The 21,191-nt window shown below is 73.4% G+C and carries 24 protein-coding genes and 1 pseudogene; 10 read left to right on the forward strand and 15 right to left on the reverse strand.

All coding sequences use genetic code 11. The features are described 5' to 3' along the window. Positions 1-264: 264 nt before the first annotated feature. Positions 265-507: a hypothetical protein gene (locus tag BMX74_RS40735; protein ID WP_055509310.1), complete on the reverse strand. Its 243-nt coding sequence runs from the start codon at positions 505-507 to the stop codon at positions 265-267. Between the two features lie 186 nt (positions 508-693). On the opposite strand from BMX74_RS40735, the gene BMX74_RS40740 reads away from it, so the two are divergent. Both BMX74_RS40740 and BMX74_RS40745 read left to right on the forward strand, forming a co-directional pair. After that, positions 694-1,371 carry an SDR family NAD(P)-dependent oxidoreductase gene (locus BMX74_RS40740; protein WP_091105778.1) on the forward strand — a complete coding sequence of 226 codons (678 nt, stop codon included), beginning with the start codon at positions 694-696 and terminating at the stop codon, positions 1,369-1,371. Positions 1,372-1,410: 39 nt separating this feature from the next. Beyond that, positions 1,411-2,055: a class I SAM-dependent DNA methyltransferase gene (locus BMX74_RS40745; protein ID WP_091105780.1), complete on the forward strand. Its 645-nt coding sequence runs from the start codon at positions 1,411-1,413 to the stop codon at positions 2,053-2,055. Positions 2,056-2,080: 25 nt separating this feature from the next. Here BMX74_RS40745 and BMX74_RS40750 read toward each other — a convergent pair whose 3' ends face one another. Both BMX74_RS40750 and BMX74_RS46825 read right to left on the reverse strand, forming a co-directional pair. Then, positions 2,081-2,647, reverse strand: coding sequence for a hypothetical protein (locus tag BMX74_RS40750; protein WP_143078942.1), 567 nt, complete (start codon positions 2,645-2,647; stop codon positions 2,081-2,083). Positions 2,648-2,751: 104 nt separating this feature from the next. Then, positions 2,752-2,832, reverse strand: a pseudogene (locus BMX74_RS46825) (YnfA family protein); the annotation flags it as partial. 71 nt (positions 2,833-2,903) lie between these two features. On the opposite strand from BMX74_RS46825, the gene BMX74_RS40760 reads away from it, so the two are divergent. Beyond that, positions 2,904-3,128 (forward strand): hypothetical protein, encoded by a 225-nt coding sequence (locus BMX74_RS40760; protein ID WP_055509303.1) that lies wholly within the window; start codon positions 2,904-2,906, stop codon positions 3,126-3,128. An 87-nt stretch (positions 3,129-3,215) separates the two neighbouring features. Here BMX74_RS40760 and BMX74_RS40765 read toward each other — a convergent pair whose 3' ends face one another. From BMX74_RS40765 to BMX74_RS40780, 4 genes are all read right to left on the reverse strand, one after another. After that, positions 3,216-4,169: a cytochrome d ubiquinol oxidase subunit II gene (locus tag BMX74_RS40765; protein WP_177227705.1), complete on the reverse strand. Its 954-nt coding sequence runs from the start codon at positions 4,167-4,169 to the stop codon at positions 3,216-3,218. An 11-nt stretch (positions 4,170-4,180) separates the two neighbouring features. Beyond that, the gene (locus BMX74_RS40770; protein ID WP_091105805.1) at positions 4,181-5,443 is read right to left on the reverse strand and encodes a cytochrome ubiquinol oxidase subunit I; all 1,263 of its coding nucleotides are present in this window, start codon (positions 5,441-5,443) and stop codon (positions 4,181-4,183) included. A gap of 150 nt (positions 5,444-5,593) precedes the next feature. Beyond that, positions 5,594-6,259, reverse strand: a complete 666-nt coding sequence (locus tag BMX74_RS40775; protein WP_055509300.1) for a response regulator — start codon at positions 6,257-6,259, stop codon at positions 5,594-5,596. Then, complete coding sequence (locus BMX74_RS40780) at positions 6,256-7,449, reverse strand: sensor histidine kinase (RefSeq protein ID WP_143078943.1); 1,194 nt, start codon at positions 7,447-7,449, stop codon at positions 6,256-6,258. Before BMX74_RS40780 ends, BMX74_RS40775 begins: the two co-directional genes overlap by 4 nt. 100 nt (positions 7,450-7,549) lie before the next feature. On the opposite strand from BMX74_RS40780, the gene BMX74_RS40785 reads away from it, so the two are divergent. Next, the gene (locus BMX74_RS40785) at positions 7,550-8,080 is read left to right on the forward strand and encodes a hypothetical protein (protein ID WP_143078944.1); all 531 of its coding nucleotides are present in this window, start codon (positions 7,550-7,552) and stop codon (positions 8,078-8,080) included. A 49-nt stretch (positions 8,081-8,129) separates the two neighbouring features. Here BMX74_RS40785 and BMX74_RS40790 read toward each other — a convergent pair whose 3' ends face one another. After that, a complete protein-coding gene (locus BMX74_RS40790; protein ID WP_143078945.1) occupies positions 8,130-8,621 on the reverse strand; it encodes a hypothetical protein in 492 nt (163 codons plus the stop codon). A gap of 155 nt (positions 8,622-8,776) precedes the next feature. Here BMX74_RS40790 and BMX74_RS40795 point away from each other — a divergent pair, with 155 nt between their 5' ends. Then, a complete protein-coding gene (locus BMX74_RS40795) occupies positions 8,777-9,997 on the forward strand; it encodes a helix-turn-helix transcriptional regulator (RefSeq protein WP_091105786.1) in 1,221 nt (406 codons plus the stop codon). Between the two features lie 133 nt (positions 9,998-10,130). On the opposite strand, the gene BMX74_RS40800 is transcribed toward BMX74_RS40795, so the two are convergent. Together BMX74_RS40800 and BMX74_RS40805 are read right to left on the reverse strand one after the other, a co-directional pair. Beyond that, positions 10,131-10,886: a hypothetical protein gene (locus tag BMX74_RS40800; RefSeq protein WP_091105788.1), complete on the reverse strand. Its 756-nt coding sequence runs from the start codon at positions 10,884-10,886 to the stop codon at positions 10,131-10,133. Continuing rightward, positions 10,883-11,434, reverse strand: coding sequence for an RNA polymerase sigma factor (locus BMX74_RS40805; protein ID WP_091105789.1), 552 nt, complete (start codon positions 11,432-11,434; stop codon positions 10,883-10,885). The genes BMX74_RS40800 and BMX74_RS40805 overlap by 4 nt, the downstream gene beginning before the upstream one ends. Positions 11,435-11,621: 187 nt before the next feature. Between BMX74_RS40805 and BMX74_RS40810 the strand changes: the two genes are divergently transcribed. Further along, a complete protein-coding gene (locus BMX74_RS40810; RefSeq protein WP_091105791.1) occupies positions 11,622-11,987 on the forward strand; it encodes a hypothetical protein in 366 nt (121 codons plus the stop codon). Continuing rightward, positions 11,984-12,460 (forward strand): hypothetical protein, encoded by a 477-nt coding sequence (locus tag BMX74_RS40815; protein ID WP_091105792.1) that lies wholly within the window; start codon positions 11,984-11,986, stop codon positions 12,458-12,460. The genes BMX74_RS40810 and BMX74_RS40815 overlap by 4 nt, the downstream gene beginning before the upstream one ends. Before the next feature lie 24 nt (positions 12,461-12,484). Here BMX74_RS40815 and BMX74_RS46440 read toward each other — a convergent pair whose 3' ends face one another. Beyond that, positions 12,485-14,599, reverse strand: coding sequence for a protein kinase domain-containing protein (locus BMX74_RS46440; protein WP_305728690.1), 2,115 nt, complete (start codon positions 14,597-14,599; stop codon positions 12,485-12,487). 115 nt (positions 14,600-14,714) lie between these two features. Here BMX74_RS46440 and BMX74_RS40825 point away from each other — a divergent pair, with 115 nt between their 5' ends. Then, positions 14,715-15,710, forward strand: a complete 996-nt coding sequence (locus BMX74_RS40825; protein WP_055509281.1) for a hypothetical protein — start codon at positions 14,715-14,717, stop codon at positions 15,708-15,710. 15 nt (positions 15,711-15,725) lie between these two features. Here BMX74_RS40825 and BMX74_RS40830 read toward each other — a convergent pair whose 3' ends face one another. From BMX74_RS40830 to BMX74_RS40840, 3 genes are read right to left on the reverse strand one after another with little or no spacing between them, the layout of a single operon-like run. Further along, positions 15,726-16,469 (reverse strand): FAD:protein FMN transferase, encoded by a 744-nt coding sequence (locus BMX74_RS40830; protein WP_218154236.1) that lies wholly within the window; start codon positions 16,467-16,469, stop codon positions 15,726-15,728. Beyond that, complete coding sequence (locus tag BMX74_RS40835) at positions 16,469-17,035, reverse strand: FMN-binding protein (protein ID WP_091105794.1); 567 nt, start codon at positions 17,033-17,035, stop codon at positions 16,469-16,471. Before BMX74_RS40835 ends, BMX74_RS40830 begins: the two co-directional genes overlap by 1 nt. A 9-nt stretch (positions 17,036-17,044) precedes the next feature. Beyond that, positions 17,045-18,403, reverse strand: coding sequence for a ferredoxin reductase family protein (locus BMX74_RS40840; RefSeq protein ID WP_177227706.1), 1,359 nt, complete (start codon positions 18,401-18,403; stop codon positions 17,045-17,047). A 133-nt stretch (positions 18,404-18,536) separates the two neighbouring features. On the opposite strand from BMX74_RS40840, the gene BMX74_RS40845 reads away from it, so the two are divergent. Next, on the forward strand, positions 18,537-19,250 hold the full coding sequence (locus tag BMX74_RS40845) for a response regulator transcription factor (RefSeq protein WP_091105795.1): 714 nt from the start codon (positions 18,537-18,539) through the stop codon (positions 19,248-19,250). After that, positions 19,247-20,677: a sensor histidine kinase gene (locus BMX74_RS40850; RefSeq protein ID WP_091105797.1), complete on the forward strand. Its 1,431-nt coding sequence runs from the start codon at positions 19,247-19,249 to the stop codon at positions 20,675-20,677. The genes BMX74_RS40845 and BMX74_RS40850 overlap by 4 nt, the downstream gene beginning before the upstream one ends. 76 nt (positions 20,678-20,753) lie before the next feature. Here BMX74_RS40850 and BMX74_RS40855 read toward each other — a convergent pair. Then, the coding region (locus tag BMX74_RS40855; protein ID WP_091105336.1) for a hypothetical protein at positions 20,754-21,191 on the reverse strand (438 nt) is incomplete at its 5' end.

Raw genomic sequence — 21,191 nt, forward strand, 5'->3', positions numbered from 1 at the left:
GATATGCGCAGAGGAACGGAATCCGCACCGTACGGAACCCGTGTCGCCGCAATGAGCCCATCCGGAAATGACCGGCAAAACAAAACGCGCCCGAATAATACTCTGCCGGGCGCGCACAAAGTCTCTATGGGTACCACAACTGCAACGCCACCCAACCTAGCACACTTTCCGAGACGCCGCGCTCAAGACCGTCCACCGGCGTGGTGGGCGCCAGGGAACCAGGCGACCCCGCCTGAGCCGTCGAGTGCCGTCGAGTGCGCCCGCCTACTCCTCCTGGTGGATCGTGACAGCCTGGATCGCCGTCAACAGGATCGTGTGCACAGGGGATGCGTGTCGCGTCGAAGCGGAACCATGCGCGTACTCGTCGAGAACAACGGTGTTGCGCGTACGGTCCAGTTGGACGACGGCCCCCTTGAGCGACTGCCCTCCATGCAGGTGAACCGTCACCCGCTGCTGTTTGCCTTCGACGCTCGACAGCTCGTACATCCATACGTCCACGTCAGCCATACGGCCCTCCACAGGAATATCCGGCAACGCCGCTCTTCCAGGAGAACGCCGAACTGGCCCGAATCGAGCCGGCGTGCGCTTTCCCCAAAAAGTCTTTACGTTAATTTAGTCGCAACGCGGCGTGGTCGCCCCGGAGATGATCGCGCTGGTGGGCCAGGCGATGCGGGGCCGAGGATGGGAGCCGTCATGGGACACGTGCTGGTGACCGGGGCCACCGGAGGGATCGGGGTGGCACTGGTCGACGCCCTGGTGGAGGCCGGGCACCGCGTGACCGCCGTGGGGCGCGACGTCGGGCGGCTGAACGTCCAGGGGATCGAGGCGGATCTCGCCGAGCCCGCGGCGCTCGCCGGCGTGATGGGAGCGCCGGAGCACGCGGAGGCGCTGGAGGATGTGCAGGCGCTGGTGCACTGCGCGGCGATCTCCCCCGTCGCGGCCGTCGCCGACGCCGACCCCGAGACGTGGCGGCGCACGCTGGCGGTGAACGTGGCCTCCGCCGCCGAACTGACCCGGCTGGCGTTACCCGCCCTACGGCGCTCCCGCGGTCACGTGATCTTCGTCAACGCCGCGCCGGGGACGACCGGGGTCGCCCGCTGGTCAGCCTTCGCCGGCAGCAAGGCGGCGCTGCGCGAGCTGGCCGACTCGGTACGGGAGGAGGAGGCGCCCTTCGGGGTACGCGTCACCACGGTGTATCCGGGCCCGACGGCGACCGACCTGCTGGGCGAGGTCAGGGCCGCCTTCGGCCGCCCGTACGACCCCGAACTGTGCATCCGGCCGCGGACGCTCGCCGCGATGATCCTCTGGGTGCTGGGAGCCCCGCCCGACGCCTACACGGCGGAACTGTCCGTCGTACCGTCGCCACACTGACCCGCCGCCGCCCTGATCGTCGCGCTACGGTGTCCCGGCGTGAACACCGAAGACTGGTTGGCCGACACCCGCGCCTCCTACGACGCCGTCGCCGAGAGCTACGCCGACCTGGTGCGCGGCTTCCTGGACGAGGCTCCGTACGTACGGGCGGTGTTCGCCTTGTTCGCCGACCTGGTGCGGGCCTCCGGTGGAGGACCGGTCGCGGATGTGGGGTGCGGGCCGGGACATGTCACCGCTCACCTGCGTCAGCGCGGGGTCGAGGCCTTCGGCGTCGATCTCTCCGCCGGGATGATCGAGGTGGCCCGGCGCGACCATCCGGGCATCCGGTTCGAGGTCGGATCCATGACGGACCTTCCCCTCACCGACGCGTCCGTGGCCGGCCTGGTCGCGTGGTACTCGCTGATCCACGTCCCCGACGGGGAGGTCGGCGAGGTCTTCACGCAGTTCCGGCGGGTGCTGCGTCCTGGTGGCCCGCTGCTGCTCGGCTTCCACGTCGGCGACGGCTCCCGGCTGAAGACACAGGGGTACGGCGGCCGTCCCATGAAGGTCCACGTTCACCGGCGCCGGCCCGCGCAGGTCGCGACCTGGCTGGAAGACTCCGGATTCACCGTCGAGGCGCAGATGACCCTCAGCTCGGAAGAAGGCTCGCCCGCGGGCATCCTGTTCGCCCGTCGCCGGCCGTAGGACGGCCGGCGCGAACCGCCTGCGATCAACCTTCCGGTGGATATCCGCCGACTGTCTGGAGGGCGTCGAGGTATCCGCCGCCGACGTCGAACCGCGTGATGTCCGCTGTCCTGTTCGTACAGCACGTGGATGCCCAGTCGGCCGCGGGTCCGATCGTCTGCAGGCGCAGCCGCTTCCTCCTGGTGATCCCCCGCGCCCGGCCGATGTGGCAGACGTGGGGGTCGATCTTCTCAAGGTGGACGGACAGGAGAGGAAACGCCCTGGTCAGCGAGCTGATCAGTCCCCTGGTCGAGTCCAGGTCGATCTCCGGCAGAGGCTGGAAGCGCTCCCCGCGCAAGGTGAGAGCACGATGGGTCATGGCAGAGCCTTTCCAACCCGAGCGCGCGGCCTGGTCGATGTCGCGGAGGCGTACCGCCGAGTAGCCGTCGAGATGGATCTGGTCGGAGATGGTGTGCAGCAGCACCCACTTGGCGCCGACGCCGACCACGTAGGCGTCGAGCCGGTCGGCGCCGTCGATCGCCCGGCTGACTCTCATCGGCTTGCCGCAGCGCCTTGCTTTCTTCAGATCCTTGAGAATCGTCCCCTTCGCCATGGCCCGGATCATCCCACTCGCGGAATCGGAGGCTCACCCGGTTTTCACGTGCGAGGTCCGCCACGCCTGTCGGGTCAGCCGCGGGGGGCGTACATGCTGCTCCCGCCCTGCCAGACCAGCCACGCTCCCCCGATCTCGGCCAGGGCAGCCGGCAGGAACAGCAGCAGGGAGCGTACGACGGTCACGGGCGTGACTGTACCGACGGCGCCTCAAGCCTCAGCCAGGGGCGGCGGGTCGGCTCCTCGCGCGTGAGGGGATGACCGCGCCGGCGATCCGGTGGTTCGGCAGGGCCGAGCGACGCCGCGGTGTCGGCCGCGCAGTGCGGCTGATCAGCCGGTCCGAAGCCGGGCATCGTCCGCGTTTCCCGGGCGAGGGCCCGGCCTCCGCGTCGCCCCGGTTCCTGTACGGAGGTGACGCCGTCGCCGACGCCGAGCTGGGAGCCGCCGCCTGGCCGCACGTCCTCGACCTGCTTCACGGCTGACGGCCGCCGGCGGGCGCGCCCGGCCCGCCGACCAGCGCGGCCAGGAACGCGGCCAGGAGCGCGGCCAGGGGTGCGGCCCGCGGCCGGTCAGAAGAACACCGGCGTCCCGGCGCCCACCCTGCCCATGAACGTTCGCCACATCCACCACTGCATCGCCCCGAGCAGCGGGACCAGGACGATGAGGAAGCCGCCGAGCAGGCTCAGGGTGGCCGGGTCAGCGGTGGCGGTGGCCGGGTCGGCGGCCAGCCGGACGCCGACGAGCAGCGCGGGCGCGGCCACCGCGAACGCGCTCGCCGCGCCCGCCCTGCCGTGCCTCCCCTTGGACAGGGCCCGGGGAGCGGCGCGAAGCGCGGCCACGGCCAGCAGCCCGAGCAGGGCGGTGGCCACCAGGGGGCCCGCCTGCCTGGGGACGGTCATGAGGAGCTGGACGACGACGGCCGGCGCGAGCAGCGTGGCGGCGGGCCCGGCGAGCCGGGCGGCGGTGTCGGCGGCCCGGCTGGCGAGGTCCTCCGGCAGCCTCGCGGCGAGGAAGGCGGCGCCGTGCGTGGCGAACAGCAGGACCATGACCGCGGCCCACAGCGCCCCGTTGCCCGCGGCGACGACCCAGCGACCGGCCAGGGGCGGCGCGCCCGCAAGCAGCACTCCGACGAGCACGCCCCAGAACCCGGCGAACAGCGTGCTGACCCCTGCCAGCACGCCGTCCCAGCGGCGCCGCCAGCGCGCCGACGGCCTGCGGCTGCGGAACCAGAGGGCGGCGTCGCGCACCACCCAGATGAGCAGACCGGCCACGACGAGGAGGTACAGCCCGCCGAGGACGCGGTCCTTCAGCAGCGGCAGGACGGCGGCGAGCAGACCCCCGACGGCGACCAGCCACACCTCGTTGCCCAGGAAGAACGGCCCGATCGAGGTGAGGACGGCACGGCGTCCGCGCTCGTCGCGGCCGAGACGGCGCAGCAGCAGGCCCGCGCCGATGTCGAAGCCGTCGGCCACGAAGTAGCCGGCGAACAGCAGGGCCGGCAGGATCGCACACAGCAGGCTCACGGTCTGCTCCTTCAGAATCCGGGGGTGGCGACGGTCTCGGCCGAGGGCGGCTCCAGGGTGGCGCCGAAGAGCCGGTCGTCCGGGCCCCGGCGCACCACCCGCGCGATCAGCAGGTAGTCCACGACCGCCAGCCCGCCGAGGACCGTCGTGAACGTGGCGAACGACAGCAGCACCGCGCCAGGCGGCAGGTCCGACACGGCCTGGTCCGTGGTGAGCAGGCCGTAGACGGTCCACGGCTGGCGGCCGACCTCACGTACCAGCCACCCCGCGACGGCCGAGACGAACGGCAGCGGCACGAGGGCCGTCAGCACGTACAACGGCACCCGCAGCCGTACCACCCACCCGCGGAAGAGCAGCGGCAGGCAGACGAGCGTGACGATCACCATCACGAACCCGCTGGTCATCATGATCTGGTACGGCACGGCGATCCAGGACGGCGGCATGAGGTCGCCCGGCCCGAACTGCCGGCCCAGGAGTTCCTGCGCGGCGGCGATCCGCGCCGGCTCGTCGTACATCTGGGCGAGCTTGGCCGGCTGGTTCCGCTCGATCACGACCTCCTGCAGGAACCCGAAGTGGACGACGGAGAACGCGCCGACGGGCGCGAGCACCAGCCCCGACCGCAGCGAACGGCCGAAGACCTCCGTCTCCCCTGTGCGTCTGACGAGGTGCCAGGCGCTGATCCCGGCGACGAACAGCGCGCCGGCGAGGACGGCCGCCGACACGACGTGCGACAGCGCGTCGATCAGGCTGGTGTTGGTGAGCAGCGCGCCGAAGTCGGTCAGGTACGCCTGCCCGTCGCGCAGCTCGTACCCGACGGGATGCTGCAGGAAGGAGTTCGCCACCATGATCCAGAAGGCCGACGCGTACGCGGTGATCGCGACCAGCCAGATCAGCGCCAGGTGGACGCCTTTGCGCAGGCGGTCCCAGCCGAAGATCCACATACCGAGGAAGGTGGCTTCGGCGAAGAAGGCCACCAGCGTCTCCAGGGCCACGGGCACGCCGAACACGTTGCCCGTGACCTTCGACAGGCCGCTCCAGTTCAGCCCGAACTGGAACTCCATGACCAGCCCCGTGACGATGCCGAGCGCGTAGTTGACCACGTAGACCTTGCCCCAGAACGCGGTCATCCGGCGGTGGACCGGGTTGCCGGTGATCGTGTACGCCGTCTGCATGCCGGCCACGAACAGCACCAGCCCGAGGGTCAGCGTGACGAAGAGGAAGTGGATCGACGTGGTGGTGGCGAACTGCAGTCTCGACAGGAGGAGGCTGTCCATGGCCACCAGCGTGTCAGCGGGGGTGGCGGCGGGCGTCCGCCTCGGGAACGGTTCTCGGCCTACCGTCTCCGACGCAGCGGGCGCGCCCCGGCTACGCCAGCGGACGTAGAAGCCACCCGGCGACCCGCGGCGCCGCCCGCCAGGCGATGTTCAGGGGCGTCTGCGTGGCGTGACCAGGCCCGACTCGTACGCGATCACCACGAGCTGCGCCCGGTCCCTGGCGCCGAGCTTGATCATCGCCCGGCTGGCGTGGGTCTTGGCGGTGGCCTGCGTGATGCCCATGCGTTCGGCGATCCCCTGGTTCGACAGCCCGGCCGCCACCAGGGTGACGACCTCGCGCTCGCGGGCGGTGAGCAGGTCCAGTTCGGGGGAGGCGGGGCCGTCCACCGGGATGGCCGCGTACTCGTCGATCAGGCGCCTGGTCACCCCCGGCGTGAGCAGCGCGTCGCCCTCCGCGACCACCCTGATGGCCTGCAGCAGCACCGCCGGCTCGGTGTCCTTGACGAGGAAGCCGCTGGCGCCCGCACGCAGCCCCTGGAAAACGTACTCGTCGAGCTCGAAGGTGGTCAGGATGATCACCCGGACGTCGTCCAGGGCCGGGTTCCCCGCGATGCGGCGGGTGGCCTCGATGCCGTCGATCTCCGGCATGCGCACGTCCATGATCACGACGTCGGGCTTCAGCGTCGCGGCCAGTTCCAGCGCGCGCAGGCCGTCGGCCGCCTCCCCGACCACCTCGATGTCGCTCTCGAAGTGAAGCAGCGCCCGCAGGCCCGCCCTGATCAACGGCTGGTCGTCGGCCAGCACCACGGTGATCACAGCGCCACGCTCCTCACGGGCAGCCTCGCCCACACCTCGAAGCCGCCGTCCGGCCCGGGGCCCACGCCGAACGCGCCGCCGAGCGAGACCGCCCGTTCCCGCATGCCCACCAGCCCGTTCCCTTCGCGCGGCGGCCCGCCCTGGGGCGGGCCCGCGCCGTCGTCGCGGACCTCGATCAGCAGGTCGCCGCCGTCGCGGCGCACCGTCACCTGGGCGCGGGCGGCGCCGGCGTGCTTGATGATATTGGTCAGCGCCTCCTGGACGATGCGATAGACGGCGAGGTCCACGCTCCTCGGCAGCTCTCGGTGGTCGTCGGGCAGGGTGAGCACGACGTCGAGGCCGCCGTTCGCGGCTCTGCGCACCAGTTCGGGAAGGCGGTCCATGCCGCCGCCCACGTCACCGTCACCGTCGGCGTCGCCGTCTCCGTCTCCGTCTCCGTCTCCGTCTCCGTCGACGGCGCGCAGCACGCCCAGCAGGCCGCGCAGCTCGACCAGGGCCTCCTTCGTCACCTTCCTGATGTCGCCGAGAGCGGCCCGCGCCTGCTCCGGATCACGGTCGATGAGATGCTCCGCGACGCCCGCCCGCAGGTTCACGACGGAGACGCTGTGGGCGAGCACGTCGTGCAGCTCTCTGGCGATGCGCAGCCGCTCCTCCGTCACCCGCCGCCTGGCCTCCTCCTGCTGCGCCCGCTGGACCTGCGCCACCCGTTCGCGCTCGGCCGCCAGTTGCTCGCGGCGGTTGCGCGACATCTCGCCGAGGACGAGGGTCGCCGCCACCCATAACAGGAACCACACGGCGCCCTGCAGGCCGGGGGGACGCAGCCCGAACCAGCCGAGGAGCAGCGTGCCGGCCGGCCAGGCCACGCCGCCGGCCAGCGCGGCGCGCCTGCGGCCCGCCGCCATCGCGCTGAACAGGGCGATCGCGGGTGGGACGGTGGCCGCGCCGCCGGGGAAGTCGAGCGCCTGGTAGAGCAGCGCTCCGAGCACCACGGCCGCCACCGTCGCCGCCGGGGCCGTGCGCCGGGCCAGCAGCGGCAGGGACGTCGCGGTCAGGAGCAGCAGCCCGGTCCACAGCGGCAGGGGGCCTGGGGACGACTCGCGCGCGATCAGCACGGTGCCGGCGACGGTGACGGCCACGACCGCGGCCACGAGCGGCGCCTCCGCCCGCAACGCCCTGAGTGTGCTCGGCATAGCACCACTCTGCGGCACGGAACACGCCCCGGCACCGGTGGCGCCGCCCCTTTCGTACGTGCGCGCGAACCCTCTACTGTGGTGCCGGACGTTGACGATCATGGCACTGGAGCCACGCATGGGGGCCCTGTACGACTACTACCGGGCAGGCGGCCGTGCGGCGGCGCTGGTCGAGCCCGATGTGGGACGCGCGGGAGGCGGCCACGGGCCGGGCCTGCCTCCGTTCGACGCCGTGGAGGCCAAGGGCATCGACCCGATTGTCGTTCTCGGCCAGTTCGTCGCGCTCGTCCAGGGCGTCCCCTGGACGGTGGATCTCGTCCCGATGGCGATGCTCCACCCGCCGCCGGAGGGCGCGCCCAGGACCGCGGAGGAGTGGGACGCCCTGCCGGAGGACTCCCCCTACCTGGACGGCGGCGCGATCGTGGAGCTGGGGGCGTCCGTGCGTGACGTCCTGGCCGGGGTGGACGACGGGCGACTGCCCGACCTGGCCGCGCGTTGGGCGCTGATCGAGGAGTTCGCGGCCTGGCACCTCGACCCCGGTGACCTGCTGCCCGTCGCCCGCGCCCTCGTCGCCCTGGCCAGGCGCGCCAGGCAGGCGGACCAGCTGCTCTACTGCTGGATGTGCCTCTGACGACACGCGCCGCGCGTCGGGGGCGCCCGGCGTCCCCTGGCGGGAGCCGCTACTCCTCCTCGTCGTCGCCGTAGATGTACGTCCACTTGCCGCAGAACCTCTTGCTGCCGGCCTTCACGTCCCAGTAGCAGACGCGGGCCGAGACCGACGTGGGGATGTCGGGGCTGCTGTCGACGCGGCGGAAGCCCTGGTAGCCGTCGGGGTCGCACTTCCTGCGCGAGAAGATCTTCTCGTCCTCGTCGTCGTACTCGTAGGCGAGTTCGAGGTATGCGCACAGGTGGGTCGGGGAGTTGCGGTCGTACAGCTTCGCCGTGACGGTGAGCTCGTCGCCGAACTCCTCGTCGAGGACGTACCGGCCACGGGCCATGGCGCGGTTGCCTGAGAGGTCGAAGGGGCGGGAGTAGAGGGGCCCCCAGGACTCCGGGGGGTCGAAGGCGGTGACGGCGGCGCCGGAGGCGGGCACGGCGACGCCCGTCATGCCTGCTATGACCGCCGCGCAGGCAGTGGACAGGCTGAGCAGACGACGTGTGGAACGGTGCATGTACTCCTCCTGCGAGGTGGCGCGTCCGGGTGCGTGATCCTCAGCATGCGCGGTGCGGCTGGGCGGCGGGACCCCGCGACTGCAGGGGACAGCGGTCGAAAAATCCCCTCATATGAGGGGTTGTCTAAACGTTCCGGGACGTTCATGCTCAGGCAGTGGAGCTGCCCCTCGGTACCGCACCGGCGCCGCGCGTCCTCGAACGGATCCACCGGACGACCCGGACGCGCATCGCCGACAACGCCCTCCTGGACGAGCTCACCCGCCTGCTGAGGGAGATCGTCCCCTTCGACGCCTCGTTCTGGGCGGCGGCCGACCCGCTCACCATGCTCGCCACCTCGCCGTCCCGCCTGGAGAACCTCGGCTCGGGCGAGGCCTGCGACAGGTACTGGGAGGCGGAGTTCTTCGTCGAGGACGTCAACCACTTCCGCGCGCTGGCGCGCAGGACGTCGCCGGCCGCGTCGCTGTACCGCGCCACCGGCGGCCATCCGGCGCGCAGCTCCAGGTACCACACGCTCAACCGGCCGCTCGGGCTCGGCGACGAGCTGCGCTGCGTGTTCAGAACCGGCGGCGAGGTGTGGGGGTACGCCTGCCTGTGGCGTGCTGAAGGCGGTCGGCCGTTCAGCGTGGCCGAGGAGCGGGTGCTGGCCGACCTGTCCGCGCCCGTCGCCGAAGCCTTCAGACGCGCGGCGCTGCTGCGGCCCGACCCGGTGGGCAGGGTGCCCGACGTGCCGGGGCTGCTCACGTTCGACGGGGCGGGGGTGCTGGAGTCGTACAACGAGGCCGCGGAGGAGTGGCTGCGGGACCTGCCGCTCACCCGCCTGAACGGCGACGCCCCAGCCACCCCGGGCCTGACCCTCCTGAACGGCGACGCCCCAGCCACCCCGCACCTGACCCTCCTGAACGGCGGCGGCCGCGATGCCCCGCCGCCGCTCCTGGACCTGCCCGCCGAGCTGCGCACGGTCCTGAACAAGGCGCGCGCCGTCGCGGCGGGCCGCGACACCGGCCCTGCACGGGCCCGGCTGCTCGTACGCGGCCGCTGGCTGACGATCCATGGCTTCCCGCTACGCGGACCAGAGGCCGCCGCCCCCAGGACCGCCCTGGTGATCGAGCCCGCCAAGGCCGCCGACATCGCCCCGCTCATCGCGAGGGCCTACCGGCTCGGACGCAGGGAGCAGCAGGTCACCCGGCTGGTCGCGAACGGCCTGACCACATCGGAGATCGCGGCCACGCTCTGCCTGTCCACCCACACGGTGAGGGGCTATCTGAAGCAGGTCTTCGAGAAGGTCGAAGTGTCCACCCGGGGCGGGCTGGTCGCGAAGATCTTCGCCGACCACTACAAAGGCACCCTGGACCCGGACATCCACCTCGACGGGTGACCCCGGCCGGCGACTGCCGACGGCTGTCGCGCCCCGGTCCCGGATCGTCCGTGCTACTCGTGGTCCTCCGGGGGGGGAGGACCGGGTTCCTGGTGTCGGGCGGCACCTCCGCGACGGTCCTGCCCTCCACCCGCTAACCCGACAGCGAGCCGCCCTCCCGGGTGGCCGCCGGGAGCCGGTCGCCGAGCGTCCTGAGCGGCTCAGGGGCGAGCACGCACGGCGCCACCGGGTCCCGCATGAGGATGGTGCTCGTGCTGCTGCCGCCGTCGGCCAGGTCGGTGATCTGCCAGACGAAGGTCTGACCCGGCTTGAACAGCCGGGTGTCGATCCGCATCCGCCAGCCGTCCGGCTCTCCGGGGATGTTCGACGGCGCGTGGTACAGGCCCCGGGGGACGTCGGCGACGTGCTCACCCCTCTCCCCCTGGCACACCATGCCTTCGGGCACGTGGTCCACGATCGCGGGGACATTCAGCTCGCGCAGCCGCTGCTGCAGTTTCGGCGCGTCACGGAAGTCGCGTACCTCGATGGTCACGATGCCGTCCGAGCTCTTCGTGACGGCGTAGGAGGCGCTGCCCGCGCCGCCGCCGCCCACCAGGCTGGGCCCCACCACCAGTGCGGCGGTCAGCACGGTCACGGCGGCCAGGCCGAGCGCGAGCCTGCGCCGGCGCCGGTCCCGCCGCCTTCCCGCCGCACCCGGCGCCCCGGCCGTGGCCCCGTCTGCTGTCGGCTGGTGGGCCGTGATGGCGGCGAGCAGCGTCCGGGCCCCCGCGCCGGACGGGTCCGCCCCCGAGCCGCCGGGCTCGACCCTGGCCAGCGCCCTCATCACGGCGTCGATCCCCCGCTCGCCGGTCGCGCCGGCGCGCCTGCCTCTGTTCCCGTCAGTCCTCATGACAGCCGCTCCTTCACCGGAACCAGCCGGTTCCCCTGCGTGTGGCGGACCCCCGCCTCCTCCAGCGCCCGCGCGAAACGGCTGCGGGCGCGGTGCAACCTGATGCGTACGGCGTTGCGTGACAGCCCCATCGCGGCGGCGATCTGCGGGCGGTCCAGTTCCTCCCAGGCCACCAGCGCGAGCAGTTCCCTGTCGTCGTCGGACAGGGTCGCGAAGACCTGCGCGACGGCGGCGGCCTCGGCTTCCGCCTCCGGCGAGCGCGCGTACAGGTCGGCCAGCTCGGCGTCCAGCTCGGCCGTGCGCGCCCGTCGCCGAGACTCGCCGCGGTGGTGGTTGGCCAGCACCCTGCGGGCCACCGCGTAGAGCCAGGGCAGTGCTTCCTCCCCGTACGGCAGCTCGTCCACGCGGCGCCAGGCCACCGTGAACGTCTCCGCCACGACGTCCGCCGCGTCCTGCGGCGACGCGCAGCGGCGGGCGGCGTACGCGGTGACCCGGCCGTACGTCTCCTGGTAGACGGCCTCGAACCTGGCCAGGCGCTCGTCACTCACGGGCGCTTCCCATGCCCGGCCTCCTTCTCAGCACAAATACGAACACCTATGCCTATGTGCCGACCGAGCCCATCATTTCCTCGCCGCCGTCCGTTTCTCAGCGTCCCTTCATGTGGGGCAGAGGGGGTTCTCAGGGTTCGCGCGGAGGATGAGGGCGTCTGGCAGGGATACGGAGAGTCGGGTCATCGTGAGAGCAGTGAAGGTGAAGGTGGCGGCGGTGGCGCTCCTGGCGGGCGTCTCGGTGACGGCGTGCGGGGCGTCCGGGGGCGACGCGGCGACCGGAGGCGGCACCGCGGCGACCAGCGCGGCGGGCGCGTCCGGTGGCGCGGCGCAGTCGGGGAAGGTATCGGCGAACACCGCGAGCGAGAGCGAGATCGCCGCCGCGCTGAAGGCGGCCGGCGTGGACAACGCCGACCGGTGGGCGCACGAGGTGATCGAGTACCGTCCCTACGCCGCGGGCGACGCGAACCTCACCTCGCTGCGCGACAACCTCGCCAAGTACAACCCGGGTGAGGAGACCGTCAACGAGATCGTATCGGCGCTGACGCCATGACCCCGGTGCTCGTACGGCGCGGGCTGGTGGCGCTGACCGGTGTGGGCGTCCTCGCAACCGCCTTCGAACTGACCACCGAGCAGCACTGGCGGAGCCTGGAGCAGCTCGTCCCGTGGGGCGCGCTCGGGCTCCTCGCCGTCGCGGTCGTCCTCGCGGCGGCCGGGGACGCGCCCCCGCTGGCCGCCGGGGTCCGGGTGATCGCCCTGGTCGTGCTGCTCGCCTCCGCGTTCGGCGTGTACGCCCACGTCGCCGCGAACTTCGACGCCGGGCCGCTCGACCAGGCGTACGCCGCGACCTGGGACGGCCTGTCCGCGCTCACCCGGCGGTGGTACGCCTTCACCAAGGCGGTCGGCCCCGCGCCGCCGCTCGCGCCCGGCATGCTCGGGCAGTCGGCGCTCCTGCTCCTGCTCGCCACCCTGATCAGGCGCAGCCCCGTCCCCGCCGCCGCGCCGACGACCGCGGCCCGCGTCTGAGCCCGCCTGCCCCGGGGGGCGACGTCAGGCGGGCTGGCGGCGAATGATCTTGCCTTTGACGTTCGCCACCAGGTAGCCGCTGCGGTACGCGTCGCTCACGTACACGAAGAGCGTCTCGTGGGTGCCGCCGAACTCGAAGGCGGGGTTGATGACCAGGTAGCGGCTGGTGGGCTTGCGGACGCCGAGATTCTTCTCCGCCGTGCGCAGCAGCGCGGGCAGGGCGTCCCAGTTGTACTTGTCGAGGTCCACCACCGGGCCGTGGATCGTGCCGCCGGGGCCCTCCTTGGTGGCCTTGCCGTCGCGGTACGAGAACCTGTCGTACCCCTTCTTGTCCTCCTTGGCCGGGGCCTCGGCAGAGGCGTAGTCGGGGTAGACGGTCAGGCTGGTGATCCTGCTGCCGCCCATCACGGGCTTGAGCTTGGCCAGCATGGCGCGCATGCCGGCGGGCGTGAGGAGGCTCACTGGGACGGGGTCGTCCTCGGCGGCCTTCCCAGGGGTGTTGAGCGGGGTGCCGCCGATGTGGGCGGACGGGATGACGGGGAGATCCGTCTCACCGCCGGAGCCGCCGCGCAGCTTGGGGACGAGCGTCCAGACGAGCACGCCGGCGACGGCCGCGACCGCCACGGTGGCCGCCGCCACGGCCGTCCCGGTCCTGCGCCCGCTGCGGCGCCGGCCGTGGACGGTGGTGGCGGAGCGCAGGGCGGGATTCGGCATCGGCTGGGAGTACGGCTCCCCTGGACGGCCCGGCTGCCCCGGCGCCCCGGGCCACCCGGACGGCCCCGTCGATCCTGGCGAGCCAGGGGAGGCCGGAGATGCTGGATAACCGGCATAACCGGAATATCCGGCCTGCCCGGGATGCCCTGCCTGCGCCGGATGCCCGGCCTGCCCCGCGTGTTCAACGCCGCCCGCGAGGTGCGCCGCCTGCCCGGGATGCCCCGGCTGCCGGCCACCGGGTCCCGCAGCCGCTCCGGGCGGCATCGCCCCGTAGCCGCCACCGCCCGCCGGCCCGTGACCGCCGCTCCCGGCCCCAGCGTGCCCACCGCTCCCTGCCCCGGCGTGCCCGCCGCTCCCGAAGGGAGGATGGCCGCCACTCCCGGACGCGGGGTGGCCGCCGCCCCCTGACACAGCGTGCCCACCGCTCCCGAAGGCAGGGTGACCGCCGCTCCCGGATGTCGCGGGGCTGCCGTTTCCGGGGCCCGTGTGGGGGGCGTTCCCGGGTGTCGGGTGGTTGTCGCCTTCGAGCGGGTGCGGCCCGGCCGGGGTGGAGGACGGGGCGAGACCGGGCTGGGACGGCGGGAGGTAGGGGGCGGACGGGGCGGTGTCGGCCTGGGCGAGGAGGCGGTCCAGGGTCTCGGCGTCCGGGCGGGCGGCCGGGTCGCGGTGCAGCAGCGCGGCCAGCACAGGGACGAGCGGGCCCGCCCGGTCCGGCGGCGGCACCTCCTGGTTGAGCACGGCGGCGAGCGTCGCCAGCGTGGTGCTCCTGCGCAGCGGGTGGCTGCCTTCGACGGCGACGTACAGGAGCATGCCGAGGGACCAGAGGTCGGAGGCGGGGTCGCCTTCGTGGCCGTTGATGCGCTCGGGCGCGATGTACTCGGGCGAGCCGATGAACGAGCCGGTCGCCGTCAGGCTCGTCGACTCCCTGACGGCGGCGATGCCGAAGTCGGTGAGCACGGAGCGGCCGTCGGCGCGCAGCAGCACGTTGGCGGGTTTGACGTCGCGGTGCTGGATCCCGACGGCGTGCGCGGCGTTCAGCGCGGACAGCAGCTCGCGGCCCAGCCGGGCGGTCTCGGCGGGCGTCATGGGGCCGCGGGCGAGGCGGTCCTGGAGCGAGCCGCCGCTGACGAGCTCCATGACGAGCCACGGGTACGCGTCCTCGCCGGAGTCCACGATGTGGTGGATGGTCACGACGTGCGGGTGGTTGAGGCGGGCGAGCGCGCGGGCTTCGCGCAGCACCCGGGCGCGCAGTTCGCGGGCGGCGGCCGGGTCGTGCTCGTCGAGACCGGGGTCGGGCGGACGCACCTCCTTGAGCGCGACCTCGCGGTGGAGTGCGGTGTCCCAGGCCCGCCACACCAGGCCCATGCCTCCGCCGCCGAGTCGTTCCACCAACTCGAAGCGGTCGTCGATCACCCGTCTGTGCATGCGCAGCAGAGTACGCGGAAGCCGGTCGATTCCGCCCGGGACGGACTTACCACAACATGTCCGGCGTGACAGTTAATGGAAGGCGCGGGCGGGGCGGGCGTCCTAGGCTGGCCGCGTGTCCTGCGACGTCCTTGAGATCGCCTGCGACGAGTCCGGCGCGGAGGGCGAGAACCTCATCGGCGCGATCAACGCCGTGTTCGCGCACGCCGGCGTGCGGTTCGGCGTCGCCGAGGCGGCGGAGCGCGTCCGCGAGATCCGGGCGCGGGCGCCCTCGCCGGTGCAGGAGTACAAGGCGGGCCACATCCTGAGGGAGAAGAACCGGGCGACGCTCGAATGGGTGCTCGGCCCCTCGGGCCCGCTGGAGGGCCACGCGCACGTCCACCTGACCGAGAAGAGGTACTTCGCCGTCAGCAGGCTCGCCGGGCTCCTCCTGGACGACCCCGACCCCGGGATGTTCCTGGACGAGCGGGCGCGCGACCTTGCCACCGCCCTCTACCTGGAGGGCGGCCCCGCCTTCGGGGCCGGCGCGTGGGAGTCCTTCCTCAGGGCGTTCAACGCCGCCGTACGCGTGAACAACGGGAGGAACGCGGAGGCGTCGGTGGACGCCCTGTTCGCCCTCGCCGCCGAGCTGCGCCCGGCCGCGCCAGGCGGACGCATGGGCGCGGTCGCGGACCTGCTGCGGGCCGCCAGGCCGAACGTCGAGCGGCTGCGCGCCCTGCACCTCGCCGACCCGGCCATGCCGCCCGCGCTCGACCCGCTGCTCCCCGCCATCGCGTACGCGGTGGCGCGGTGGGGCGAGGGCGCCGCGCCGGTGCTCGTCGTCCACGACCGGCAGACCGCGCTCACGGACGAGCGCGTGGACCGGGTCGCCAAGGCGGTGCCCGCGGTCGCCGCGACCGCGCGGATGGCGGGGCTGCGCCTGGCGGCCTCGCACGCCGACCCGCGCGTGCAGCTCGCCGACCTGCTGGCCGGGGCCGCCCGGCGCATCGCCCAGGACGAGCTGGCCGGGCGGGGCGACCGGCGGCTCACGGAGCTCCTGCGCCCGTACGTGGACCGGGCCTCCGTCTGGGGCGACCCGCGCAGCCGCGCCCTCCTCCACCCCGACCCCTGACCCACCGCCGTCTCGTCAGCCGGTGAGGCGGGGGAAGCCGGTCGTCTGCCAGGTCTCGCCGGTCGGGGTCATGGCGAACGCCTCCAGGCCGTCGGCCGCCTCCACCCAGTCGCGGGCCGCCCCGCCCATGGCGAACGCCGCCGTCGCGTACGCGTCCACCGCGGTCAGCCGGGAGCCGACCAGGGTGAGCGAGGCCAGCGCGGCGGCCGGGGCCCCGGTGTGCGGGTCCACGATGTGCGCGCCCCGCTCGGCCACGCCGGAGGTGGCGACCGCCAGGCCGGCCCCGGCGACGACGGCGGCGATCGCGCCCGGCCGCAGCGGGTGGGCGATGCCGACCCGCCAGGGCCGCCCGGGTGCCGGCCGGTCGCCGAGCTGGACGTCGCCGCCGCCGTTCACGCTGTGCCTGCGCAGCCCGGCCGCGTCCAGCAGAGCGGAGGCCCGCTCGATCGCCCAGCCCTTGACCAGCCCCGACGGGTCGAGCGCGGCGCCTGGCCGCGCCGTGAAGTAGCCGCCGGTGGCGCGTTCGGCCTCCTCGCACAGGGCGAGCACCTCGGCCACCTCGGGCGGGCAGGCGGCGAGCCCGATCTCGCCGCGCCCGAGCCTGCTGACCGGGCTGTCCGGCCGGTACGTCGAGAAGACCGCGTCCACCCGGTGCAGCCAGGCGACGGCCTCCCCGAGCGCCCTGGCGGTCTCCTCGGGCTCCCCGTCCCTGATGTCGAACGAGAAGACCGTGCCCATGACGTGTTCGGCGTGCCGCATCACAGGCCGGCCCGGTCGATGGCGCTCTGCAGGGAGCGGATGTAGCCCTCGCTGGTGTACGTGGCCCCGGAGACGGTGTCGATGTCGGCGCTCTGCTTCGACAGCGTCTCCTCCTTCAGCGTCGGCAGGGCGACGGCGCTGATCTCCCGGTCGCGCCGGTTCCCGTCGGGGTACTGGACGACGTCCACGCCGGTGATCTTCTTGCCGGAGACGGCGATGCGGACCTGCACCGGCCCCCAGCGGGTGTCCACGACGTCGCCGGTGGCCCCGCCCGCGGCGGACCTGGCGGACGGGCTCTTCTTCACCGTCGGGGTGGGGGCGGCGACCGTCCCTCGGCCGTCGTCGTCGCCGTGTTCGTCCCCGTCGTCGTCCCCGTGTTCGTCGCCGTGTTCGTCGCCGTCGCCGTCGGACCTGGTGAGGGCGGACGGCTGCCGGCCGGACCCGCTGTCCTGCTGGGTCAGCGCGGACGGCGGCTGGGCGACCGCGGTGACGTCGTGCGGTTTGAACGACAACAGCAGCACCAGGCCGATGGTCGTGACGACCACGGCCAGCAGGGCTCTGCGCATGGGGGTCTCCTAGAACTCGAAGGACTCGTGGTGGATCCTGCGGGCGGGCACGCCGGCCGCGCGCAGCCCGGCGATGGCGGCGCGGGTCATGCCGGGGGGGCCGCAGACGTACACGTCGTGGTCGCGCAGGCCGGGCACGAGGTGGGCGAGCACGGCGGGGTCGAACGGCCCGGCGCCGCCCCTGCGCCCGGTGGAGTAGTGCAGGCGGGCGCCGCGTGCCGTCGCGATCTGTTCCAGCTCGTGCCTGAAGACCAGGTCGGCTTCCTCGCGGGCGCGGTAGAGGAGGGTGACGTCGCCGGGCAGTGACTCGAACAGGGCCCGCAGCGGCGTGATGCCGACGCCGCCCGCGATCAGCAGCACCTGTCGCCGCCTGCGCAGGCGTCCGGTGAGCGCGCCGTACGGGCCTTCGGCGAACACACTGGTGCCCGGACGCAGCCGCGCGAGCGCGGCGCTGTGGTCGCCGAGCGCCTTGACGGTGAAGCGGAGGGTGCCGCCGCCGGGCGGCGCGGACAGCGAGTACGGGTTGGCCGACCACCACAGTCCCCTGGTGAGGAAGCGCCAGCGGAAGAACTGGCCGGGCTCGGCGTGGAGCCGTCCGAGGTCGCGCCCGGTGACGTGGACGGACACGACGCCGGGCGCCTCGGGCACGACGGCGGCCACGCGCAGCCGGTGCCGCAGCGACAGCCGGACCGGCGCGAGGAACCGGTACCAGACGATGAGCGCGGCGACGCCCAGGTAGAGCGCGTACCAGGCGGCGCGGGCGACGGGGTCGCCGGTGAACTCGGCGCCGGTCTCCAGCTGGTGCCCGAAGGCCAGCCAGGCCGCGAGGTAGGTGTAGAAGTGCAGGTGGTACCAGGTCTCGTAGCGCAGGCGGCGGCGGGCGGCCCTGGCGGAGATCACGCCGGTCGCGACGAGGAGCAGCAGCGCCGCGGTCGCCTTGAGCACGTCGGGGAACGACAGCAGCATGGTCGCCGTCTCGTCCACCACGCTGACCTGGTCGGCGAAGGCGTACCCCCAGATGACGAGCAGGGCGTGCGCGACGACCAGGCCGACGACGTACCTGCCGCCCATGGCGTGCCAGCGGGTGAGCCGGTCGGTGCCGACGCCGCGTTCCAGCGCGGGCACCCGGGCCATGAGCGCGAGCAGCACCGCCATGGCGTACGCGGCGAGCAGGCCGGTGATGCGGGCGGCGCCGGTCAGCCATCCGTCGAGGCCCGCCACGGCGGGCGTGTTCCGCCACCACAGCGCGAGCACCGCGACGACGCCCAGGCCGATGAGGGCGAGCACCGGCTCGGCCCGCACGGCGGGGCCGCGCGCCGGGGACCTCGCGGACGTGCGGGTCCTGGGCGGCGTGTACGTGGTGGTCACGGGGGCTCCTTTCGCCGGGACGAGCCCCACCGTGCCAACCGAAGTTCTGGGTTCCTTCTGAAAAGGGAGCGGGCGCGGTGTTTCAGAGGATTTTCAGAGGTTGACAGTGTGTTGTTCGGGTGGAGAGGTGACTATGGCAGTGCTGCTGCGCCCGGACGGGTCCCCCATCCGCGTGCTGATCGTCGATGACGAGCCCGACATCGTCGAGGTCCTGGAGGGCGTGCTCCGGCAGGAGGGCTGGGAGGTGCGCGGAGCGGGCGACGGCGCGACCGCCGTCAGGCTGGCCGGCGAGTTCGAGCCCGACGCGGTGATCCTGGACGTGATGCTGCCCGACATGGACGGCCTGGAGATCATGGCGAGGGTCAGGGAGCGGGCGCCCGAGGTGTGCGTGCTGTTCCTGACGGCGCGCGACGCCGTCGAGGACCGCGTGGCCGGCATCACGGCGGGCGGCGACGACTACGTGACCAAGCCGTTCAGCCTGGACGAGGTGGTGGCGCGGCTGCGCGGCCTGCTGCGCAGGGCGGGCATGGCGAACACGGCCAGGCAGGGCGGCAACCGGCTGGTCGTGGGCGACCTGTCCATGGACGAGGAGGCCAGGGAGGTCACCAGGGCGGGCGAGCTGATCGACCTGACGCCCACCGAGTTCGAGCTGCTCCGCCTGCTCATGCACCACCCGCGCAAGGTGCTGAGCAAGGCGCAGATCCTCGACCACGTCTGGTCGTACGACTTCGGCGGGCAGGCGCACGTCGTCGAGCTGTACATCAGCTACCTGCGCAAGAAGATCGACTCGGGGCGGGCGCCGCTCATCCACACGGTGCGCGGCGTCGGGTACGTGCTCAAGCCATGATCCGCCCGTTCCCCCGCACGCTGCGCGGCCGGCTGGTCGCGGGGGTGCTCGCGCTGCTCGCGCTGGCCTGCACGGCGGTGGGGGTGGCGACGTCCGTCGCGATGTACCGCTTCCTGCTCGACCGCGTTGACCAGCAGCTGTACGCGGCGGGCCCCATCTACGCCGCCAGCCTGGAGCACCGGGAGGACCATCAGGAGCGCGGCGACACCCGCTCGCAGGCGCCGGGGACGCTGGGCGTCCGGCTGCTCCGCGGCCGGGTGACGGACGCGGCCCTGGTGACGCGCCAGGGCGACGTGTACGTGCCGCTCTCGGCGGCCGACCGGGAGACGCTGGAGGGGGTGCCGTCGGACGGCGTGCCCCGCACGGTTGAGCTGTCGCGGCTGCGGGAGTACCGGGTCACGGCCAGGGCCGGCGACGACGGCGACGTGCTGATCACGGGGTTGTCGCTGCACGAGGCGAGCGAGACGCTGGCCCGCCTGCAGATGCTGGAGGTGGCGCTGTTCGCGGCGGCGCTGCTGGGGACGGGCGTGGCGGGGGCGGTGTGGGTGCGGCTGGCGCTGCGCCCGCTGGAGCGGGTGACGGCGACCGCGCGCAGGGTGGCCACGCTGCCGCTGGCGAGCGGCGAGGTGGCGCTGGCGGAGCGGGTGCCCGACACGGATCCCGCGACGGAGACGGGCCAGCTCGGCTCCGCGTTCAATCTCATGCTGGGCCACGTCGAGGAGGCGCTGGGCCGCCGGCACGCCAGCGAGCAGCGGCTGCGCGCGTTCGCGGCCGACGCCAGTCACGAGCTGCGCACCCCGCTGACGGCGATCCGCGGTCACGCGGAGCTGGCGCTGCGCGGGGCCGAGCCGATGCCGGAGGGGGTGCGCAGGGCGCTCGACAGGATCGACGCGGAGTCGGTGCGGATGGGCGGGCTGGTGGACGACCTGCTGCTGCTCGCCCGGCTCGACGCGGGCCGGCCGCTGGCGGCCGGTGAGGTGGACCTGACCCGCCTGGCCATCGACGTCACGGGCGACGCGCGGGCCGCGGCCCCGGGGCACCGCTGGCGGCTGGAGCTGCCGGAGGAGCCGGTGCTCGTGACGGGCGACCAGTCCCGGCTGCACCAGGTGCTCGCCAACCTGCTGGCGAACGCCCGCACGCACACGCCGCCCGGCTCCACCGTCACGGTGGCGGTGCGCGGGCGGGGGGCCTCGGTGGAGCTGTCGGTCACCGACGACGGGCCCGGCATCCCTGCCGAGCTGCAGGAGGAGGTCTTCGAGCGCTTCAGCCGGGTGGACCGCGGCCGTTCGCGGGCCTCGGGCGGCACCGGGCTGGGGCTGGCGATCGTCCGCGCGGTGGTCGCGGCGCACGGCGGCACGGTCTCGGTGTCGAGCCGCCCGGGAGAGACCGCCTTCGTGGTGCGGCTCCCCGCCCGGCCCCCCTCGTAGGACGACGACCCCGCGCGCACAGCGCGACGCCCGCCCCCGAGGTCCGGGGGCGGGCGTCGCGGGTGCGGCGTGGCGACTACCGCAGGTACGGGTTCCGCTTGACGATCTCCAGGTTGCCCAGGCCGAGGGTGGCTCCGGCGTTGGCCATGGCCAGGCCGACCAGGACGACCGCGTAGACGATGTGCTCGTCCATGAACGGGTTGTTGGCGAGGGGCAGTTCGGCCGCCCACATCAGGGCCAGCATCAGCGGGCCGGCCACCGCGGCGATCCTGGTGCCCACGCCGAGGACGAGGGCGGCGCCGATGCCGAGCAGGCCGAGCATGAACAGCCAGTCCACCCACGCCTGGCCGGCCAGCGCGCTGAAGAAGCCGCCGAGCGCGTTGTCGCCGGTGCCCTTGAGGAAGCCGGTCGTCGGGCTGCCGCCGGCGATCCACGCCTTGTTCGCGGGGGTGGCGAAGCCCCAGCCGAAGGTCTTGTCGAGGAAGGCCCACAGGAAGATCCAGCCGATCGCGAT

Origin of the sequence: Nonomuraea pusilla, from assembly GCF_900109355.1 — a bacterium.
In the GTDB taxonomy this organism is placed as follows: Bacteria; Actinomycetota; Actinomycetes; order Streptosporangiales; family Streptosporangiaceae; genus Nonomuraea; species Nonomuraea pusilla.

Excerpts from the sequence above, each read along its gene's own strand:
- BMX74_RS40790 (WP_143078945.1), bottom strand. The coding sequence starts at position 8,621 with ATGCACCGTTCCACACGTCGTCTGCTCAGCCTGTCCACTGCCTGCGCG.
- BMX74_RS46440 (WP_305728690.1), bottom strand. The coding sequence starts at position 14,599 with ATGCACAGACGGGTGATCGACGACCGCTTCGAGTTGGTGGAACGACTC.
- BMX74_RS40845 (WP_091105795.1), top strand. The coding sequence starts at position 18,537 with ATGGCAGTGCTGCTGCGCCCGGACGGGTCCCCCATCCGCGTGCTGATC.
- BMX74_RS40830 (WP_218154236.1), bottom strand. The coding sequence starts at position 16,469 with ATGCGGCACGCCGAACACGTCATGGGCACGGTCTTCTCGTTCGACATC.
- BMX74_RS40815 (WP_091105792.1), top strand. The coding sequence starts at position 11,984 with ATGACCCCGGTGCTCGTACGGCGCGGGCTGGTGGCGCTGACCGGTGTG.
- BMX74_RS40850 (WP_091105797.1), top strand. The coding sequence starts at position 19,247 with ATGATCCGCCCGTTCCCCCGCACGCTGCGCGGCCGGCTGGTCGCGGGG.
- BMX74_RS40770 (WP_091105805.1), bottom strand. The coding sequence starts at position 5,443 with ATGGACAGCCTCCTCCTGTCGAGACTGCAGTTCGCCACCACCACGTCG.
- BMX74_RS40750 (WP_143078942.1), bottom strand. The coding sequence starts at position 2,647 with ATGGCGAAGGGGACGATTCTCAAGGATCTGAAGAAAGCAAGGCGCTGC.
- BMX74_RS40835 (WP_091105794.1), bottom strand. The coding sequence starts at position 17,035 with ATGCGCAGAGCCCTGCTGGCCGTGGTCGTCACGACCATCGGCCTGGTG.
- BMX74_RS40740 (WP_091105778.1), top strand. The coding sequence starts at position 694 with ATGGGACACGTGCTGGTGACCGGGGCCACCGGAGGGATCGGGGTGGCA.
- BMX74_RS40800 (WP_091105788.1), bottom strand. The coding sequence starts at position 10,886 with ATGAGGACTGACGGGAACAGAGGCAGGCGCGCCGGCGCGACCGGCGAG.
- BMX74_RS40760 (WP_055509303.1), top strand. The coding sequence starts at position 2,904 with ATGACCGCGCCGGCGATCCGGTGGTTCGGCAGGGCCGAGCGACGCCGC.
- BMX74_RS40780 (WP_143078943.1), bottom strand. The coding sequence starts at position 7,449 with ATGCCGAGCACACTCAGGGCGTTGCGGGCGGAGGCGCCGCTCGTGGCC.
- BMX74_RS40735 (WP_055509310.1), bottom strand. The coding sequence starts at position 507 with ATGGCTGACGTGGACGTATGGATGTACGAGCTGTCGAGCGTCGAAGGC.
- BMX74_RS40785 (WP_143078944.1), top strand. The coding sequence starts at position 7,550 with ATGGCACTGGAGCCACGCATGGGGGCCCTGTACGACTACTACCGGGCA.